This window comes from Pararhodobacter oceanensis, from assembly GCF_003076755.1.
Classification (GTDB): Bacteria; Pseudomonadota; Alphaproteobacteria; order Rhodobacterales; family Rhodobacteraceae; genus Pararhodobacter; species Pararhodobacter oceanensis.
The window spans coordinates 1-17568 of sequence record NZ_QDKM01000007.1 but is presented as its reverse complement, the minus strand read 5'-3'; the positions used below and the strand labels follow the sequence as shown (position 1 = coordinate 17568).

Sequence of the window (17568 nt, the reverse complement as noted above, 5' to 3'; positions counted from 1 at the left end):
ATAGGTGAGTATCTGGCGAATCGTGAAAGATATATTCAGCAGACACCTTAATGGGGGAAATTTGAACCGATGGAGCTTGATGACCGTGACAACCGTCTGTTGATGGCGCTGCAGCAGGATTGCCGGATTTCGAACGGGGATCTGGCGCAAAGCGTCGGCATGTCGGCCTCGGCTTGCTGGCGGCGGGTGCGCGCATTCGAGGAGGCTGGCGTGATCGAGGGCTACGGCGCCAAACTCGCGCCCGAGGCCGCTGGGATGCAGTTTCAGGCCTTGGTGCAGGTGCAATTGGCCCGCCATAATCCTGAACATCTGCAGGAGTTCATCGCGGCGGTTGAAAAACGCCCCGAGGTGCTGGATTGCTATGCCACCACCGGACAGGCGGATTACCAAATGCGGGTGCTCTGCCGCGATATCGGCAGCTACAACCGGTTTCTCGAGGGGTTTTTGTTCCGCCTGCCTGCGGTGCAAAGCGCGCAGACCAATGTCATTCTGCGCGAGGTCAAACGCGGTGCAGCGATAGCACTATGAGGTGGCGGCAAATGCTTGCTTTAGCAATGATCGCCGGATAGCCATAGGCAAATGCAGCGGCAGGAGGCCCCGATGAGCGACGCTTATAACCCTGAAACCGAGGGCGCGAAGATGTCTTTCGCGACGGATATGAGCTATGGCGATTATCTGGGGATGGATGCGATTCTGGGCGCGCAGACGCCGCAATCGAGCGCCCATGACGAGATGCTGTTCATCATCCAGCACCAGACCTCGGAACTGTGGATGCGGTTGATTTTGCACGAGTTATCCGCTGCTCGTGAACTGATGCTGGCGGGGGATACGGCGCCGGTGTTCAAGATGCTGGCCCGTGTCGCGCGGATATTCGAGCAGCTCAACAACGCCTGGGATGTGCTGCGCACGATGACGCCAAGTGACTACACGACCTTTCGCGAGAGCCTCGGCGCCTCGTCGGGGTTTCAGTCGCATCAATACCGGCTGATCGAGTTTATGCTGGGCAATCGCAACACCGCGATGATGCGGGTGCATGAGCACCGCGCCGATCTGTTGGGTAAGTTGGAGGCGGAGTTAGAGCAGCCGAGCCTTTACCATATTGCCCTGCGCGCGTTGGAGCGGGAATTGGGCGTGAGTTTCGACGCCGAGGTCTACCAGATGCGCGCGCCGCATGCTTCGAACGACGCGGTGATCGAGGCTTGGGCGCAGGTTTACCGCGCGCCGTCGGAGCATTGGGTGCTCTATGAACTGGCCGAAAAACTGGTCGATCTGGAGGATTATTTCCGGCGTTGGCGGTTTAATCATGTGACCACGGTTGAGCGGATCATCGGCTTCAAACGCGGGACGGGGGGCACCAGCGGGGTGAAATACCTGCGCCGGATGCTCGAGGTCGAGTTGTTCCCCGAGTTGTGGCATGTGCGGGGGGTGCTGTAGGGGGAGCGCATATCCTTCTGCGGGACGGGCTGCGCCTGCAAAGACCTCGTTCCATCCGAGATTAAAGCGCTAAGGGTCGCGCCCGATCCTGGGAGGGCGTATTCAGCCTATGATCGGTGCGCTGTCCTAAGAAGCATGAATGTCGCGTGAGTTTTGCATGACATCGCCAGTGCGCCCTCCCGGGGGGAGGGTCGGGCGCGGCCCGTGGTTTCCACGGGCCTGACAGAGTATTACCGTTTCAAAAAAGGCAAAAGGGCAGCTTTGCCCCTCAATCGCCGATCCGCTCCAGTGCTGCCTGCGCTTGCTGCGGGAGGCCCAGCTGCCGGTAGACCTGCGCCAATTGCCGGTTCAAAGGGATGCCCAGCGGATCATAGGTCCGGCGCATTTCCAGCACCTGTTGCGCCGTCGAGAGCGCGCCTGACTTGAGCAACACATCCAGATGCACCTGCTCAAAGAAATCGCGCTGCGCATGGGAGCCGCCGATTTCGCCCATACGGGGCAGGGCGCGGCCCAATTCGCGCGCGGCCGTGGCCATATCCCCCGCCGCCCGTGCCACAATCCCGCGTGCGGCGGGCAGGGCGACCTCGGCCCAAGCGGCTTGATCGTGGCTCGGCTCTTGCGCGCGCGCCTCGATGGCCGCCATGAGCGCCTCTGCCTCAGGCAACCCCGCAACGCAGAGCGCATAGAGATACTGCAACGTCAGGAAAGGCGAAACCGTATCCGGCCCACGTGCCGCGATCCGCGCGGCGACCTCTTGCCAGCGGTCACCCACGTCGATACCCGCGAATTCCAGCCGCGCCAATAAAGAGACCGCGCCGACCTGATCTTGCGAGTAGTCCTTTTCGCAGGCCCAGACATGGGCGTCATAGACCCGCAACGCATCCGCCTGCCGGTCGCGGCTGATGTAAAACAGCGCCAGATGCCACCAGTTATGCGTGTGCATGAAGGAATTCAGCCCCTCCCACATCGGCGCCACCTCTTCCATGAAGGCGATCCCCTCATCGATCCGCCCCTGTGTCAGCATCACATGCGCCAAAGCGTGATGCGCCCAAGGATCGCTGGGCTCGATTTGCAGGGCGCGGCGGGCGGCGGCTTCGGCCTCCTGCATCAGATGGCATTGCTCATAGCCGAAAGCGATCATGCCGTGGACATAGGGTGCGGCCTCGCCCTCGGGCAGCGCATGCAGCGCCAGTCGCAACATCCCCGCCGCATCGCCAAGGTTGAAAAGATGATACTGCGCCAGTTTGATCGCCACGAGGTCACTTGGATAAGCGCGTGCAATCTCTTCGCAGAGCCGGATGGTCAGGGGGATATCACCCGCGACCCAAGCCGCGAGCACCTGCGCGTTCGCCCGCTCGCGCGGGGTGCCCGCGGCGGCGAGGGCGCGGTCGCGGTAGGGCGCGGCTTTCGCGGGCGCTTCGGGCGCCTCGAGGAACATCCACAGAAACCCCGCGTAGGTATTGGTGAGACAGCTCTCGGGGTGGTCATCGACAAAACCCAGCAGCGTGACAGCTTGGGTTTGATAGGCGAGAAACCCTTGAATGAAGTCATTGAGCCCCGCGACAATCTGCGGGTCGCTGTCAGTGATCGGATTGCCAAGAAGATCAGTGGTCATCGGGTTCACCCTTGTAAAAACGGGATCAAAGCGGCGGTGACGGCCTCGGGCGCGTCCCAATGCAGCGAGTGACCGGCCTGCGGGATGCGCTGCAGGGTCAGGTCGGGGATTGGCGCAAGCGCCGCTTCGATCACTGCGGGCGGCATCAACAGATCGCTGTCGCCCATCAAGGCCAATGTCGGGCAGGAAATCCCCTCGGGCAAGTCTGTCATCTCGATTTCCCGCAGCGCGGCGATCTGGGCGGCCATTGCGACGGCGGATTGCGCATGTGGATAGGCAAGCGACTGCGCTATTGCGGCGTCAAGCTGGCCAGGTGCGTCAAAGAACCTTGGATGAAACAGCCACGGCAAGAAGGCGCGCAGCCACAGATCCGGCGTCTGCCCCTCGGCGCGCAATTGTAGCAGAAGGTCAAACAGCGCCATATTGCGCGGCGAAGAGACCGGCGCGCAGGCCAGCAGCGCCAGCCGTGAGATGGCTTCGGGCGCCATCTGCGCCATACGCAGCGCGATCATCCCGCCCAAGGAATGCCCGACTACGGCCATCGGCCCCAACCCGAGGTGATCGGCCAGCGCTAAAGCATCCTGCGCCCAATGCTCCAGGGACAGCGGCGGATCTACAGGCATCGTGCGGCCGGTACTGCGGTTGTCGGGGCGGATGACTGTGAACTGCGCGGCCAAGGGCGCGGTCAGTGCTCCCCAACTCGCCGAGTCGCTGGCGGTGCCGGCGATCAGCATCACCGGCGGGCCCGTGCCCTCGATCTCGTAATGCAAAGACAGATCGGGCAGGGCAAGGCTGGGCATCACAGGCTCCGGTAACAGGGTAATAGATCACCTTCGGCGGGGGTGGCCTCATAGACCGCGCGGGCAATCGCGCGGCTCAGGCAGAGCGCGGCGCCGTGGCCGATCTCGGCGAGCTCCATGTCCGAGGCCGGTTCGCCTGCGCCGGTCGAGACACCGAACACCAGATCGCCGTCGCTCGGCGTATGCGCGGGGACAATCGCGCGCGCGATCCCGTCATGCGCGGCGACGGCGAGCCGGTGGCATTGGGCCTTGGTCAGCGCGCGGTCGGTGGCGACAATCGCGATGGTGGTATTGGCGCGCGTGCTGGTGGCATTCGTCCCGAATAGCGCCTCGGCTTTGAGGGACGCAGGTGCGGCGCAGAGGCCGGTTTGCGTGTCGACACCGGCACCGCCGAGCTCGCCGTCCATCTCGAAAGGCGCCGCCCAGAAATGCCGCTCGCCCGGCGTGGTGACGCTGCCGACAGGGTTCGCCGCCACCAGAGCGCCGACCGTGGTGCCATCGCTCAACACCAAAGAGGCCGAGCCAAGCCCGCCCTTTTGCATCGCCGCCAGCGCCCCGGTGCCCGCACCATGGCTGCCCAAGGCAAAGTCATAATCGCTGGCCTCAAAGGCTTCGCGGCCCAGATCCGCGTAGGGGTTCTGCACCCAATCCTTCGCCCCGCCGTTGAGCAGATCAAAGAGGATCGCGCCGGGCACCAAGGGGATCAGCGCCGCACCCAGTTGCAGCCCGCGCCCGCGCGCCCGCAGCGCTTCGGTCACACCCGAGCAGGCGTCGAGCCCGAAGGCCGAGCCGCCCGAGAGCACCAGCGCATCCACCGCCGCGACGCTTTTGTCGGGCGCCAACAGGTCGGTTTCGCGGGTGCCCGGCGCGCCGCCCATCACATGCACGCCAGCCACAAAAGGCGCGTCGCCCGAGAGCACCGTGGTGCCGGATTTCAGCGCTGCGTCCTGCGCATTTCCGACCCGCAATCCTGCCACATCGGTGATCAGGTTGCGCGGGCCGGTCGTGTAGGCCAGGCTGCGCTTAGATGCAGCGGCCACCGTCAACCTCCATGGCGACGCCGGTGATCATCGACGCCTCGTCAGAACACAGGAAACAGGCGGCGTTGCCCATATCCTCGGCGGTCGAGAACCGGCCCAAGGGGATCGTCGAGAGGAATTTCGCCCGCACTTCCGGCGTGTCCTGCCCCATAAAGGACTTCAAAAGCGGCGTTTCACCGGCCACCGGATTGAGCGCATTCACCCGAATGCCCGCAGGCGCCAGTTCCACCGCCAGCGACCGTGTTGCGGTGATGACCCAGCCCTTGGAGGCGTTATACCAGCTCAGACCGGGGCGCGGCGAGACACCGGCGGTGGAGGCGATGTTGAGGATATTCCCCGAGCCACGCTCTTTGAACGCGGGCACAAAGGTCTGCGTCATCAGGTAGATCGCCTTCATATTCACCGCGACGATCTTGTCGAAATCGCTCTCGGTGACATCCTCGGTGGCGCTTGGCAAATGCGTGACACCGGCGTTGTTGACGATGATATCCACCGGCCCCGCCGCGGCGGCGATATCGCGCAGCTTTTCTACATCCGCGCGGTCAGCGACGTTGCAGGTGACCGGGGTGCCGTTGATCTCTTTGGCGACCTCGGCGGCGGCCTCGCCATTGATATCGCTGACGATCACATGCGCGCCCTCGGCGGCGAATTTGCGCGCGATACCGGCGCCAAAGCCCGAGCCCGCGCCGGTGATGATTGCGATTTTATCTTTCAGTCTCATGCTCTTATCCATGCCAAGTTGCGACGGTTTTGAGCGTCGAGAAGCCATAAAGCGCCTCGAAGCCTTTTTCGCGTCCATGTCCCGATTTGCCGACCCCGCCAAAGGGCAGTTCCACGCCCCCGCCAGCGCCGTAGTTGTTCACGAATACCTGCCCGGCGTGCAGCGCTTTCGCCAGCCGCATCTGCCGCCCGCCGTCGCGGGTCCAGACTGCGGCGACCAGCCCGTAGTCGGTGGAATTGGCGATGCGCAGCGCGTCGGCCTCATCATCAAAGGGGATGATCACCTGCACCGGCCCGAAGATTTCCTCTTGCGCCAGCGGATGGTCGGCGGGGACATCGGTGAACAGCGTCGGCAGGACATAGTGGCCCGCGTCGTCGGCGTCCTTTGTCAGGGCGCCGGTGGCGGCGACGGTCAGATCGGCGCCTTTGGCCAAGAACCCCTCGATGATGGTTTTCTGGCGCGCCGAGATCACCGGCCCGACGCGGGGATCGGACAAAGCGGGGCCGACAGTCAACGCACGGTAGCCCTCGGCCATACGGTCGCGGACCTGATCATAGACGCCGCGCTGCACCAGAATGCGCGACGAGGCCGAGCAGGTCTGCCCCGCGTTCTGCACACCGGCGTTGACCAAAAACGGCAGCGCGCGGTCGAGATCGGCGTCATCAAACACGATCTGCGGGGATTTGCCGCCCAGTTCCAGCGTCACCGGCACTACATTCTGCGCCGCCGCCGCCTGGATCATGCCGCCAACGGCGACCGAGCCGGTGAAGGAGACATGCTGGATGCCCTTATGCGACGACAGCGCCGCGCCCGCCTCGGCGCCCAGTCCGGTGACCACATTGAGCGCGCCTGCGGGCAGCCCTGCTTCCATCGCCAATGCGGCGAAGGCCAGCGCGGTGAGGCAGGCTTCCTCGGCGGGTTTGAGCACGCAGGCGTTGCCCATGGTCAGCGCCGCGCCGACCGAGCGGCCGATGATCTGCATCGGATAGTTCCACGGCACGATATGGCCGGTAACGCCGTGCGGCTCGCGCAGGGTATAGACGGTATAGCCATCCAGATAGGGGATGGTCTGACCGGTAATCTTATCCGCCGCGCCGCCGTAAAACTCCATATAGCGGGCCAGCGCCACCGCATCGGCGCGCGCTTGCGACAGAGGTTTGCCGACGTCGCGCGCCTCGAGTTCCGCCAGTTCTTCGGTGCGGGTCAGGATCAACTGGCCGAGCCGCGTTAGAATGCGCCCACGCTCGAGCGCGGTCATCTTGCCCCAGTCGCTCGCGCGCGCCTGATGCGCGGCAGCGACGGCGGCGTCGATGTCACTGGCCTTGCCGCGCGCGATTTGGGTGATCGGCGCGCCGGTTGAGGGATCGCTTAACGTCAGACTTTCAGCGCAGGGGATCCACTCCCCGCTAATCAGATTGCAGGATGCGGGAATATTGAACAAATTAAGGGGCATGGGCGAGGGTCTTCATGTCAGGAAGTTGCGGGGCGGCAGCCAGAAGCGACTGCGTATAGGGGTGCTGCGGGTTCGAGAACACGGCTTCGGTCTCGCCCTGTTCGACGATCTCACCGGCTTTCATCACCATCACGCGGTCGGTGATCGTGCGCACCACGCTCAGATCATGGCTGATGAACAGATAGCTTAGGGGCCGCGCGCGGCACAGATCGGCGAGGAGGTCGAGCACCTGCGCGCGCACCGAGACATCGAGCGCCGAGACCGCCTCGTCAAAGACGATCAGCGCCGGATCATTGATCAGCGCGCGGGCAATGGCGATGCGCTGGCGCTGGCCGCCGGAAAACTCATGGATGAATTTATCCGCGTCGCTGGGTTGTAGGCCCACATCGGTCAGGGCGGTGGCAATCTTCGCTTCACGCTCGGCACCGGTGGGCGGCGAGGGCAGCAGATGGAAGGGCTCGCAGATCAGTCGCCGCACGCGGTGGCGCGGGTTGAAACTGCCGTAGGGGTCTTGGAACACCACCTGCATCTGGCGGCGCACCTCCAGATTGGGTTTGCGGTCCGCCCAGACCGGCGCGCCGCCGAGGGTGATCTCGCCGTCTTGCACCGGCTCGAGCCCAAGAATCGCTCGCGTCAGGGTCGATTTTCCGCAACCGGATTCGCCCACCAGCCCCAGACGTTCGCCGGTGTTGAGGGTAAAGGACACATCATCCACCGCCCGCATCTCGGGGCGCGGGCCGAACAGGCTTTTGCGCGGCAACCGGTAGTTGCGCACCACGTTCGCGACTTTCAGCAGCGGCGCTGAGGCAGGTGGCTCGGGCAGGTTGACCTGATGGCTCGAGGCTTTGAACAGCGCCCGCGTATAGGGGTGCTGCATATTCGCCAAGAGGTCAGCGGTGGGCCCGCTTTCGACCACATCGCCCTTTTGCATCACCACGATCTTGTCGGCCATATCCGCAACCACCGCCAGATCATGGGTGATCATCAACAGGCCCATGCCAAACTCGCGGGTCAGATCCTTGAGCAGTTCCAGAATATGCGCCTGTGTGGTCACATCCAGCGCCGTCGTCGGCTCGTCGGCGATCAAGAGTTGCGGGCGGAGCGCAATGGCCATGGCGATCACCACGCGCTGGCGCTGGCCGCCGGACAGTTCATGCGGATAACGCGACAGCGGGAAGCGCTCGGCAGGCAGGCCGACGCGGTCGAGCATCGCGCGGGCGCGCCGCATCGCCTCGGATTTGGGCAGATTCTCATGGATGCGGATGGTCTCGGCGACCTGCGCGCCGATGGTCTGCACCGGATTGAGCGCGGTCATCGGCTCTTGGAACACCATGCCGATCTTGCGCCCGCGAATGCGGCACATCTCGGCCTCGGAGGTGTCCAGAATGTCGATCCCGTCCAGCAGAATCCGCCCGGTCGGCAGCGCACCGCCGGGCAAGAGGCCGATGGTGGCCGAGGCGGTCATCGACTTGCCCGAGCCGCTTTCGCCGGTGATCGCGACGATCTCGCCAGCGTCGACGGTGAAGGACACGTCATGGAGGATCGGGATCAACCCTATGGAAAGATTCAGGTTTTCAATGTTTAACAGGCTCATGTGCGCCCCCGCCGGATGCGTGGGTCAAGGACATCGCGCAGCCCGTCGCCCATCAGATTGAGGCCCAGCACCATGAACACAATCGCCAGACCGGGCATCAGCGCGACATGCGGCGCGATCGAGGCCAGTGTCTGCGCATCGGCCAGCATCCGCCCCCAGCTTGCGGTCGGCGGTTGCGCGCCAAGCCCGATATAGGAGAGTGCGGCCTCGGCCAGAATTCCCAACGAGAACTGGATGGTGCCCTGCACGATCATCAGATTGCCGATGTTGGGCAGGATATGCTCGACGGAGATCCGTGCCGGAGATTTCCCCGACACCCGCGCCGCCAAAATGAAGTCGCGCGACCAGAAACTGAGCGCCGCGCCACGGGTGAGGCGGGCAAAGACCGGCACGTTGAAAATCCCGATGGCGATGATTGCATTGACCGCGCTGGCCCCGAAAACGGCGGTGATCAGGATCGCAATGACAAGGCTGGGAAAGGCAAAGATCAGGTCGTTGCCGCGCATGATCACTTCATCGAGCAGTGACCCACGCCGCGCCGCTGCCACCAGCCCCAAGGGCACGCCCAGTCCCATGCCGATGCCGACGGCCAGCAGCGCCACCGCAATCGAGGTGCGCGCGCCCATCATCAGCATCGAGACGATATCGCGGCCCAACTGATCGGTGCCCAGCCAATGCGCCTCGCTCGGGCCCTGCAGGCGCGACGGGATGTCGAGGAGTTCGATATTATAGGGCGTCCAGACAAAGGACAGCAGCGCCGCCCCAAGGAACACCAGTGACAGGATCGCGCCGAATATCAGGCTGCGGGGCAGGGTCATATGCGCACTCTCATGTTCTGGCTCTCAGGCGCGGGTCAACGGCGGCATAGGCCAGATCGACGGTGAAATTGACCATGATGACAAGGAACACCAGCAGCATGACGACGCTCTCCACCACGATCAGGTCGCGGGCTGAGATCGCCTGAAAGATCAACCGCCCGAGACCGGGCAGGAAAAATATCTGTTCGATGACAATGCCACCGGCGAGAAGGAAAGAAAATTGCAGCCCGATGATCGTCAGCACGGGGATCAGCGCATTGCGCACCGCATGGCGCCAGAGCGCCTGACGGCGGCTCAGGCCTTTGGCACGGGCGGTGCGGATGAAATCCTCGCCCAGCATATCCAGCAAGGATGAGCGCATCACGCGGGCCAGAATCGCCGCTTGCGGCAGCGCCAGCGCGATGGCGGGCAGGAACAGCGCCTTGAGGCCGGTGAATAACCCTTGATCCCAACCCGGAAAGCCACCGGCAGAGAACCAGCGCAGGTTGATCGCGAAGATCAGGACAAGGATCATCCCGAACCAGAAATTCGGCACCGCGACACCCAATTGCGTGGCGCCCATGACGGTAATGTCACCGGCTTTGCCGCGACGGCTGGCGGCATAGATCCCGGCGGGAAAGGCGATCAACACGGTCATCGACAGGGCAAACAGCGCCAGCGGCACCGAGACCCAGACACGGTCGGCGATCATTTGGCTGACCGGTGAGCGGTAGGTGTAGGATTGGCCGAAATCGCCCTGCAACATGCCGGTGGTCCAGGCCAGATAGCGCTGTGGCAGCGACACATCCAAGCCGAGTTCGGCACGCAGGGCCGCGACCGTATCGGGGCGCGCATTGACGCCGAGCATATAGGCGGCGGGGTCGCCGGGGATGACTTCGACCACGGCAAAGATCACCACCGAAGCGACGACGAGGCTGAGGATCAAAGAGGTCAAGCGACCGATGGTGTATCGGATCATAGCGCCAATAGGCTCCAGCGGGAGGGTGTGAAATGAAACAGGCGCACGGCGGGGGATGCGGTGCGCCTGCGTGAGGGCGGCACTGGGATCAGCGCCGCCCCGCGGGTTTTAGGGCCAGGTGACGCCGGTCAGATCAATCGCCGAGGTCGGCTGGTTGAGCCACAGACCCTCGATACCGGCGCGGGCGACGGTGGGGAAAGCCAGCTCGAACAGGTAGCCGTTGACGTAATCCTCGGCGATAATGGTCTGCGCCTCGGCCAGCATCTCCGAACGTGCCGCGGGGTCGCTGGTCACGTCCAGCGTTGCCATCAACTCCTGGAGTTCGGCATTGTCATACTGGAAGTAATATTCCGGATTGGCATAGATCCCGATGTCCATCGGCTCGGTGTGACTGACGATGGTCAGGCCAAAGTCATAGCCGCGGAAGGTGCTTTCCAGCCATTGCGCCCATTCCTGATTCTCGATCTCGGCATTGATGCCGACGGCGCGCAGTTGCGCGGCGATGATCTCGCCCCCGCGGCGCGCATAGGACGGCGGCGGCAGCTTCAGCGTGGTGTCAAACCCGTCGGCGAATCCGGCCTCGGCCAGCAATTCGCGCGACCGCTCGGGGTCGTATTGCGAGATGCCGGTCAGATCGACGTAATCGGGATGATGCGGCGCGAAATGGGTGCCGATCGGCGTGCCCAGACCATACATCGCGCCGTCAATCACTGCTTGCCGGTCGATTGCATGAGCCACGGCCTGACGCACCAGCACATTGTCAAAGGGCGCGCGCTGGTTGTTCATCGCGAGGATGGTTTCACCCTCGGTATTGCCGACCAGAACCTGAAAGCGCGGATCCGCCTCGAACTGCGGCAGGTTCTCAGGCGCGGGGAAGCCGGTAAAGACGTCGACATCTTCGGCCATCACCGAGGCGAAGGCCGCCGTCGGGTCCGAGATAAAGCGGAAGGTCGCGGTTTCGAGGTTGGCGGGCGTGCCCCAGTAGTCGGGATTGCGCGCGATATCAATGCGGTCGCCCTGCACCCAGTTGGAGAACATGAAAGCGCCGGTGCCAATCGGGTTGGTGGCGATATCCTCGATGCTCTCGGGCGCGACAATCACCGCATCCCCCCAAGCGAGGTTGAACAACAGCGAGCCGTTCGGCGCACTCAGGGTCAGTTGCACGGTCAGCGGGTCGATGACGGTGACATCCGCGATGCTGGTGAACAGCGCTTTCTGGGCGTTGGCGCTATCCTCGGCGCGGGCACGGTCAAGGCTGAACTTTACATCCTCGGCGTCCATCGTGGTGCCGTCATGGAAGGTCACACCGTCGCGCAGGTGGAAGGTATAGGTCAGCCCGTCCTCCGAAATCTCCCAGCTTTCGGCCAATCCCGGCACCACCGAGCCATCCGACATGAACCGCGTCAGACCCTCGAAGATGTTGGAATAGACAACCGCATCAATGGCTTGCGCGGCGGCGCTGGTCGGATCGAGATGCGGCGGCTCAAGCTGCATGGCGACGCGGATATGGGTTTGCTGGGCGGCGGCGGCACTCGCAAACAGCGCCGTCGATCCTGCCAACAGCAGTTTGGTGATATGTTTCATCAGTTGTTCTCCCGGTTTTAATCCTGAGGCAGCAGCAGGGCTGCAAGGCTACGCGCCATGACTGCCGCGCTGTCCATCATATCGTCAACGCCGACATATTCATCAGGTTTATGCGCCAGTTCCAACAGGCCAGGGCCATATGCGATGCAATTTTTCAATTTGCCGATACGGTCGATGTGTTTTTGGTCATAACTGCCGGGTGAGGCGACATATTCTGCCTCTTTGCCCATCACATCGCTGATCGCTTGCGCCACGGTGCGCACAATCGGCGCCTCCTTATCGGTCATCGAGGGGATGATATGGTTCAACTCCTTGACCGCATAGTCGAATTTGGGCCGCTCTTCTTTCAGATCATCCAGCAGGCCGATGATCTCGCCGCGCACATTGTCGATGTCTTCCTCAACCAGATAGCGCCGGTCGATCACGATCCGGCAGCTGTCGGGAACACAGGGCGAGGGCAGGGCGGTCGAGCCTTTGAGTTGCTCGATCTGCCCGCCGTGCACCGAATTGATGTTCATCGTCGAGGAGCGCGCGCCCTCGGGCACCACCGGCATATCGGTGCGCCGTGCGGCCATGGCGGGGAAGAGATGGCGCTCAAAAGTGTTGAGAACTGCCCCCATGTGGCGCACTGCGCAATCGCCGAGAAACGGCATTGAGCCGTGGGCAATCTCGCCAAAGGTTTCGATCTCGGCCCACCAGCCGCCGCGGTGACCCAGACAGACGCGGTCCTTTTGCAGCGGTTCGGGGATGATCACATGCTGGACCTTTTGCGGCGAGAAGAACCCCTTCTCGGCCAGATAGGCGACACCACCATAGCCGCCCGATTCCTCATCGGCGGTGCCCGAAATCTCGATTGCGCCGCTGAACTCGGGGTAGGTGGCCAGAAACGCCTCGGCCGCGATGATCGAGGCCGCCAGCCCGCCCTTCATATCGCAGGCGCCGCGCCCGTAGATCTTGCCATCGACCAATTCGCCGCCAAACGGATCAAAGGTCCAGCCCGCGCCGACTTCGACCACATCGATATGGCTGGTGAAATGCACGCAGTCACCGGGCCGTGTGCCTTCGCGGCGCGCGACCACATTCCAGCGCGGATAGGCATCGGTGTCACCGGGCGTGCCATAGGCGCGGATCATCTGCGCCTCGAATCCCGAGGCCTTCAGGCGACGCTCGAGAAATTCGCAAATCTCGAGGTAATTATCGCCCGGCGGGTTCAGCGTCGGAATGCGGATCAGCTCTTGGGTCAGCGTGATCAGATCGTCGCGACGGTCCTGCAGGGCGGCCATCAGAGCGGTGAAACGGGTGTCTTGCGCAATATTGTTCATACAAGCAGCTTGCCCTGTGGAATATACGGTATCAATACCGTATAAATACGGCATGAAACACTCCGACGATTATTTCCGGCGGCTGGCCTTTGACGAGGCGCCCACCGGCCTTGTGCTGACCGAAAACCGCATCATTCGGATCTGCAACCGGCGCTTTGCCGAGCTGCTGGGCTATCATGTCGAGGATCTGCTCAACCAATCTTTCCGAATATTTTATGGCTCGGATGAGGAGTTCGAGAGCATCCGCGATGTTGGGCTGAGCAAACTGCAAGAGACCGGCGGTTATACCGATGAGCGGTTGATCCGGCATCGCTCGGGGCAGGGGATCTGGTGCCAGTTCCGCGCCCGCACCCTGAACCCAGACGCGCCGCTCGAACGCGTGGTGATGAGCTTCGCTCCGATCAATGAGGCGCAGACCCTGCGCCTGTCGAAACGCGAGCGGCAGGTGCTCGACCTGATGAACCAGCGGTTGACCAGCAAGGAAATCGCCCGCCGTCTGGGCCTGAGCCCGCGCACGATTGATGATGTGCGCGGACGGCTGATCAAGAGATTCGGCCTGCGCCGCGCCGAAGACCTGCTCAGCCAGTTGCGCGGGGCCAGCCACTGAAGGCGCGTTGATCAGGGAAGACGGCGACGGTGGCCTTGAACTCACGCAAGCGAACTGGTCACCGCGCGCGGCGCCCTCACATTCTGCGGCTATCGCCTTGTAAAGCCGCGGTGCCGGATCACCCCCAACCCCGCCTTTTTCACCCATCTGCCACAAGTTTCCCGCCAACCCCCAATAGCCCCTTGCACCCCGCCCCCCTCCCGCGCTAAGGCTGCGCCAACGGAGCGGTGGCCGAGTGGTCGAAGGCGCACGCCTGGAAAGTGTGTAGGCGGGGAACCGTCTCGAGGGTTCGAATCCCTCTCGCTCCGCCATTGGTCATTGAAATCATTGAATAATTCCATGATTTCTCAGTGCTACCCCACAAAACACCCCACATAGAAAAACGCTTGAATGCGCTCTAGGTGAGAATCGAACCCCCTCTAGGAAATTCGCGGCTGTGCGTATCTTGCATCATGCGCCGGTCCGTTTCGGCGATGCTGCAGAGAATTGCCCGGCCCCCGTTCTGCGTGGGTTTGAGCGAAACTACTGAATTGTGGATGGGCGCGTTCTGCACTGGTCGCCGGTCCGCTCATTGCTCTGCACAAGGTTTGCGACCAGCCCCCACTGTTGCGGCTAGTCCATGTTTTCTTCTCAGTTATGGCCATGAGGAAAAACGCCTAAGTGCGCCGGTCCGGTTGGTCGCCGCTTTAGGAATTGGACACCCCCCGAGGTTCCACAAGTCGTTCGACCTCGCGCGCCGACCTCACTAGTTCGCTTATTAATCTCCGAGTGTGCTGGGCATCTTGCGACCTCATGCCATGCCGCCACGCGGCGTTGCCGGGGCCAGCGGGTGCGCCGCCACCCGCGCCATGCATCCGGCATACCGACCAGCCGCGCCGCGCCGGGGCTTTGCACTGGTTGCCGGTTGTCTTGGCCTTTGCGTGGCATCTGAGCGCGCTGTGGGCCTTGTGCATGGGGTTGGTGATCGGTTTCATTTCTATCCCCCCTACCTTCGACTTTCGCCAGCTAGCGCAATAATTGTCACTCCGATGACGACCGCCCACCAAGGGTGCTCATATTTCGCCCAATTCCAGATCCAACTGGGAACGCTCCAAGCGGCCTCGAAACCCACCAGAACCGCTCCGACAGGCACAGCCCAGATATCATCCGAGCCTGAGCCAGTAGCAAAAACGGCGTGGATAAGCGCGGTCACCGCCACGAAAGCACCCCATAAAATCGCGGCAAAGAACCAGAGCGGAAACGCTCCCAACAGCAAGACGCAAGCGGCGATGGTCTCCCAAAACATCCTAAGCCTCTTTTTGTATGTTGCCGACAATCGCTTGCCCGCCATCATTCACCGTCACGTGCTCGACCGTAACCTTTTGTTGTCCACCTGTGCGATATCGTTTCAGCGCCTGCATTTGTGTGAAGTAGGTCCGGGCCAGTTTGTTCAATGCCCGTTCAGCTGCGTCTTGTTGGGGAATGTTGGTAACGTGATTGAGCCGACGCGCCATCATCATCGTGGCTTGGTGGATAGCCCCCATCTGCACCGCAAGCATGGCTTCGAGTTCATCACGCGGCTGGACGCCTCGCACCACCGACAGCAAGAAATTGCTATTCGTGTCGTTTAGCTTCGCCCCATGCGCGCCGATGATGGCAACTTGGCTGAGAATGCCCGCCATAAAATCAGGGTCGCAGGTGCCAAGATCGGCCATCAATAAAAGCCGCGCGGTGGTGTCGTCGTTATGAGTGAACGTTGATGATATGCCGGTGTCAGTTTCGCGCACGCGCATGGATGGGCCATTGGCGCGGGCTGCAGCTTTGTCGGCAACTTCCTTGATCCGTTCACGTTCTGCCGCGTCACGTTTTGCGCAGACGGTCTTGGGCGCAATCGCCGCGTTGAGTTCGCCTGTCATGGCATCACCTCTCGATTTGTAGGTTGGAAATCGTGCATCATAAATAACCTTAGACCCTTCCCCCTGTTTCCCTCTGCACTGAGCCGTGCTGCGCATTTGGCATGGGTTCGACATTACCCGTGCTACCAACGCCGGGGTTTAAGCGGTTCAGCACGTAGGTTTGCGGTCTGGACCCCGCGCGATGCCTGCCCGCCAGCCGCAACAGCCCAGCGCCCTCCAGCGTGCGCCGCGCGCCGCGCAGGCGCGGAACGGACAGATTGAGCAGTCCCGCCGCCCGCATGGCTTTGAAGTCGAGCGGGAACCGTTTGCCGGGGGTGTGACCGTGACGATCTACCAACAGCACCAGCAGGGCGATAGCGTCGGCATCATTGGCGCAGCCGCGCAAAGCATCCAGCGCCAGCCGGTCAACGCGGAACGCACTGTTGCGGCCCTGATAGATTTGATTTTCCAATCGACGCGCCCAAGCCCATCCGGCAATGCTGCGCAGTTCTGCATCTGGTATGGTGGCGGGGTCATCGCACCTATCATCGCGGATGCTGGCAAGGTTCGCGGTCAATTCCTCGGCGCTCTCGACGCATTCGACCATCGCGATGGCCTCCTTTATCAAGCTATCATGCCGCTGGCCGGTCTGGATCGGCGCGGGCTTTGTGGCTGTGACGCGGCGCAGGATCGGCAAGGCATCGACGCCCAACACGCCCTTGGCCGGGGCATAGAACCAGCCATCAGGGCGCAGCGATAGCGGCCCCATGACATAGGAACGCGCGCCGGTCTTGATATCCACCGGCAAACCCTCGGCGCGTAGGTTTGGCGCGGTGCCATTGGCGCGGTAATAAAGATGCCGACCGCGCGGTGTTTCGACGTGAACCGGCGATGCACCGAACCGCGCTTCGAGCTGCGCCACAAGTTCTGCGTCGTCGCTATCGCAATCCACCACCGCCAACTTATCAAGCCGCACCCCGTAAGCCTGTGACCCCGTGCGATGCATCGGGGCTAGGATCTGCGCCAGCGTTAAGCCGGGGCCAGCCCAAGCGCGCACCATCGGGGCTTTGCCTTCCTCGCCACCGCCCAGCGGTAAGAGGGTGTGACCCGCCCCTTTCAGGCGAGCCACTTCGTTGCGGATGGCGCCTGGCAGGCTGGACGCCCGCAGCGCGGTCATGTCTTGCCCTCGCCGTAAGCCAGCGCGGCGATGGAGCGTGCGACGGATGGCGACACGCCAAACCGCCGACATATGCGGGCGATGCGCTGGGCCATCATGCGCGCCCCTCCATCCACTGGATCTTGACGGCGCTGCGCAGGCGATAAACGCTATGTTCACCGGGATATTTGCCGCCGTGCTTTTCCCAATCGGTGTCGATGCTGACGCCCTTGCGGCGCAAACTATGGACATATGCCGAAATGCGCGGTGCAGGATTTTGCCGACTGGTGATGCCGGTCTCGCCAGCTTTGAGCAGTTCCATCAGCGCCCAAGCCTGACGCCCCTGCAGGTGCAATGTCTGGCGGATTTCGCCGGTTTCAATTCGTGCTGTGAGTTTCATGTTTCGGTTTCCAATGTTGAAACCGGAACGGATTGGGGATATTCTCGCGCCTGTCCAAAGCCGCATCTGACCTGCCCCCCATGGGTCCCTCACTCATAACGAGAGTTTGCAGGTTTGGTTTTGATAGTTTGGGGTTCCGGATTGGGCAAGCGCGGTGGGCGCGGAGCCCTCAAATTGCTCAAGCGCCTGCCG

Annotated in this window: 17 protein-coding genes and 1 tRNA gene; 4 read left to right on the top strand and 14 right to left on the bottom strand. The window is 62.6% G+C overall.

Annotated elements, in window-relative coordinates; all coding sequences use genetic code 11:
- The first annotated feature begins 69 nt into the window (after window positions 1-69).
- The gene (locus DDE20_RS14325) at window positions 70-528 is read left to right on the top strand and encodes an Lrp/AsnC family transcriptional regulator (RefSeq protein ID WP_116559208.1); all 459 of its coding nucleotides are present in this window, start codon (window positions 70-72) and stop codon (window positions 526-528) included.
- Window positions 529-600: 72 nt separating this feature from the next.
- Window positions 601-1434, top strand: coding sequence for a tryptophan 2,3-dioxygenase (locus DDE20_RS14320; RefSeq protein WP_116559207.1), 834 nt, complete (start codon window positions 601-603; stop codon window positions 1432-1434).
- 268 nt (window positions 1435-1702) lie between these two features.
- On the opposite strand, the gene DDE20_RS14315 is transcribed toward DDE20_RS14320, so the two are convergent.
- From DDE20_RS14315 to DDE20_RS14270, 10 genes are all read right to left on the bottom strand, one after another.
- Window positions 1703-3049, bottom strand: a complete 1347-nt coding sequence (locus tag DDE20_RS14315) for a tetratricopeptide repeat protein (protein ID WP_116559206.1) — start codon at window positions 3047-3049, stop codon at window positions 1703-1705.
- A 5-nt stretch (window positions 3050-3054) separates the two neighbouring features.
- Entirely contained in the window at window positions 3055-3849 is a 795-nt protein-coding gene (locus DDE20_RS14310) for an alpha/beta fold hydrolase (protein ID WP_116559205.1), read from the bottom strand.
- Window positions 3849-4889 carry a P1 family peptidase gene (locus DDE20_RS14305; protein ID WP_240608093.1) on the bottom strand — a complete coding sequence of 347 codons (1041 nt, stop codon included), beginning with the start codon at window positions 4887-4889 and terminating at the stop codon, window positions 3849-3851. The genes DDE20_RS14310 and DDE20_RS14305 overlap by 1 nt, the downstream gene beginning before the upstream one ends.
- A complete protein-coding gene (locus tag DDE20_RS14300) occupies window positions 4873-5610 on the bottom strand; it encodes a glucose 1-dehydrogenase (protein ID WP_116559204.1) in 738 nt (245 codons plus the stop codon). Before DDE20_RS14300 ends, DDE20_RS14305 begins: the two co-directional genes overlap by 17 nt.
- A gap of 4 nt (window positions 5611-5614) precedes the next feature.
- The gene (locus DDE20_RS14295) at window positions 5615-7063 is read right to left on the bottom strand and encodes an aldehyde dehydrogenase family protein (RefSeq protein ID WP_116559203.1); all 1449 of its coding nucleotides are present in this window, start codon (window positions 7061-7063) and stop codon (window positions 5615-5617) included.
- On the bottom strand, window positions 7053-8657 hold the full coding sequence (locus DDE20_RS14290; RefSeq protein ID WP_116559202.1) for an ABC transporter ATP-binding protein: 1605 nt from the start codon (window positions 8655-8657) through the stop codon (window positions 7053-7055). Before DDE20_RS14290 ends, DDE20_RS14295 begins: the two co-directional genes overlap by 11 nt.
- Window positions 8654-9469, bottom strand: coding sequence for an ABC transporter permease (locus DDE20_RS14285; protein WP_116559326.1), 816 nt, complete (start codon window positions 9467-9469; stop codon window positions 8654-8656). The genes DDE20_RS14290 and DDE20_RS14285 overlap by 4 nt, the downstream gene beginning before the upstream one ends.
- Window positions 9470-9485: 16 nt before the next feature.
- Window positions 9486-10433 (bottom strand): ABC transporter permease, encoded by a 948-nt coding sequence (locus DDE20_RS14280; protein WP_116559201.1) that lies wholly within the window; start codon window positions 10431-10433, stop codon window positions 9486-9488.
- A gap of 108 nt (window positions 10434-10541) precedes the next feature.
- Window positions 10542-12017, bottom strand: coding sequence for an ABC transporter substrate-binding protein (locus DDE20_RS14275; RefSeq protein WP_205961679.1), 1476 nt, complete (start codon window positions 12015-12017; stop codon window positions 10542-10544).
- Window positions 12018-12034: 17 nt separating this feature from the next.
- Entirely contained in the window at window positions 12035-13339 is a 1305-nt protein-coding gene (locus tag DDE20_RS14270; protein ID WP_116559200.1) for an acetylornithine deacetylase/succinyl-diaminopimelate desuccinylase family protein, read from the bottom strand.
- Between the two features lie 52 nt (window positions 13340-13391).
- Between DDE20_RS14270 and DDE20_RS14265 the strand changes: the two genes are divergently transcribed.
- On the top strand, window positions 13392-13946 hold the full coding sequence (locus DDE20_RS14265; protein ID WP_116559199.1) for a helix-turn-helix domain-containing protein: 555 nt from the start codon (window positions 13392-13394) through the stop codon (window positions 13944-13946).
- A 221-nt stretch (window positions 13947-14167) separates the two neighbouring features.
- Window positions 14168-14257: transfer RNA gene (locus tag DDE20_RS14260), tRNA-Ser, on the top strand.
- A gap of 674 nt (window positions 14258-14931) precedes the next feature.
- Here the strand turns inward: DDE20_RS14260 and DDE20_RS14255 are convergent.
- The 4 genes from DDE20_RS14255 to DDE20_RS14240 all read right to left on the bottom strand — a co-directional run bounded on the left by DDE20_RS14255 (window position 14932) and on the right by DDE20_RS14240 (window position 17376).
- Window positions 14932-15231 (bottom strand): hypothetical protein, encoded by a 300-nt coding sequence (locus DDE20_RS14255; protein WP_116559198.1) that lies wholly within the window; start codon window positions 15229-15231, stop codon window positions 14932-14934.
- Between the two features lies 1 nt (window position 15232).
- The gene (locus tag DDE20_RS14250; protein ID WP_116559197.1) at window positions 15233-15841 is read right to left on the bottom strand and encodes a hypothetical protein; all 609 of its coding nucleotides are present in this window, start codon (window positions 15839-15841) and stop codon (window positions 15233-15235) included.
- A 49-nt stretch (window positions 15842-15890) separates the two neighbouring features.
- On the bottom strand, window positions 15891-16997 hold the full coding sequence (locus tag DDE20_RS14245) for a bifunctional DNA primase/polymerase (RefSeq protein WP_116559196.1): 1107 nt from the start codon (window positions 16995-16997) through the stop codon (window positions 15891-15893).
- Window positions 16998-17091: 94 nt separating this feature from the next.
- A complete protein-coding gene (locus DDE20_RS14240) occupies window positions 17092-17376 on the bottom strand; it encodes a winged helix domain-containing protein (protein WP_116559195.1) in 285 nt (94 codons plus the stop codon).
- Between the last annotated feature and the right edge of the window lie 192 nt (window positions 17377-17568).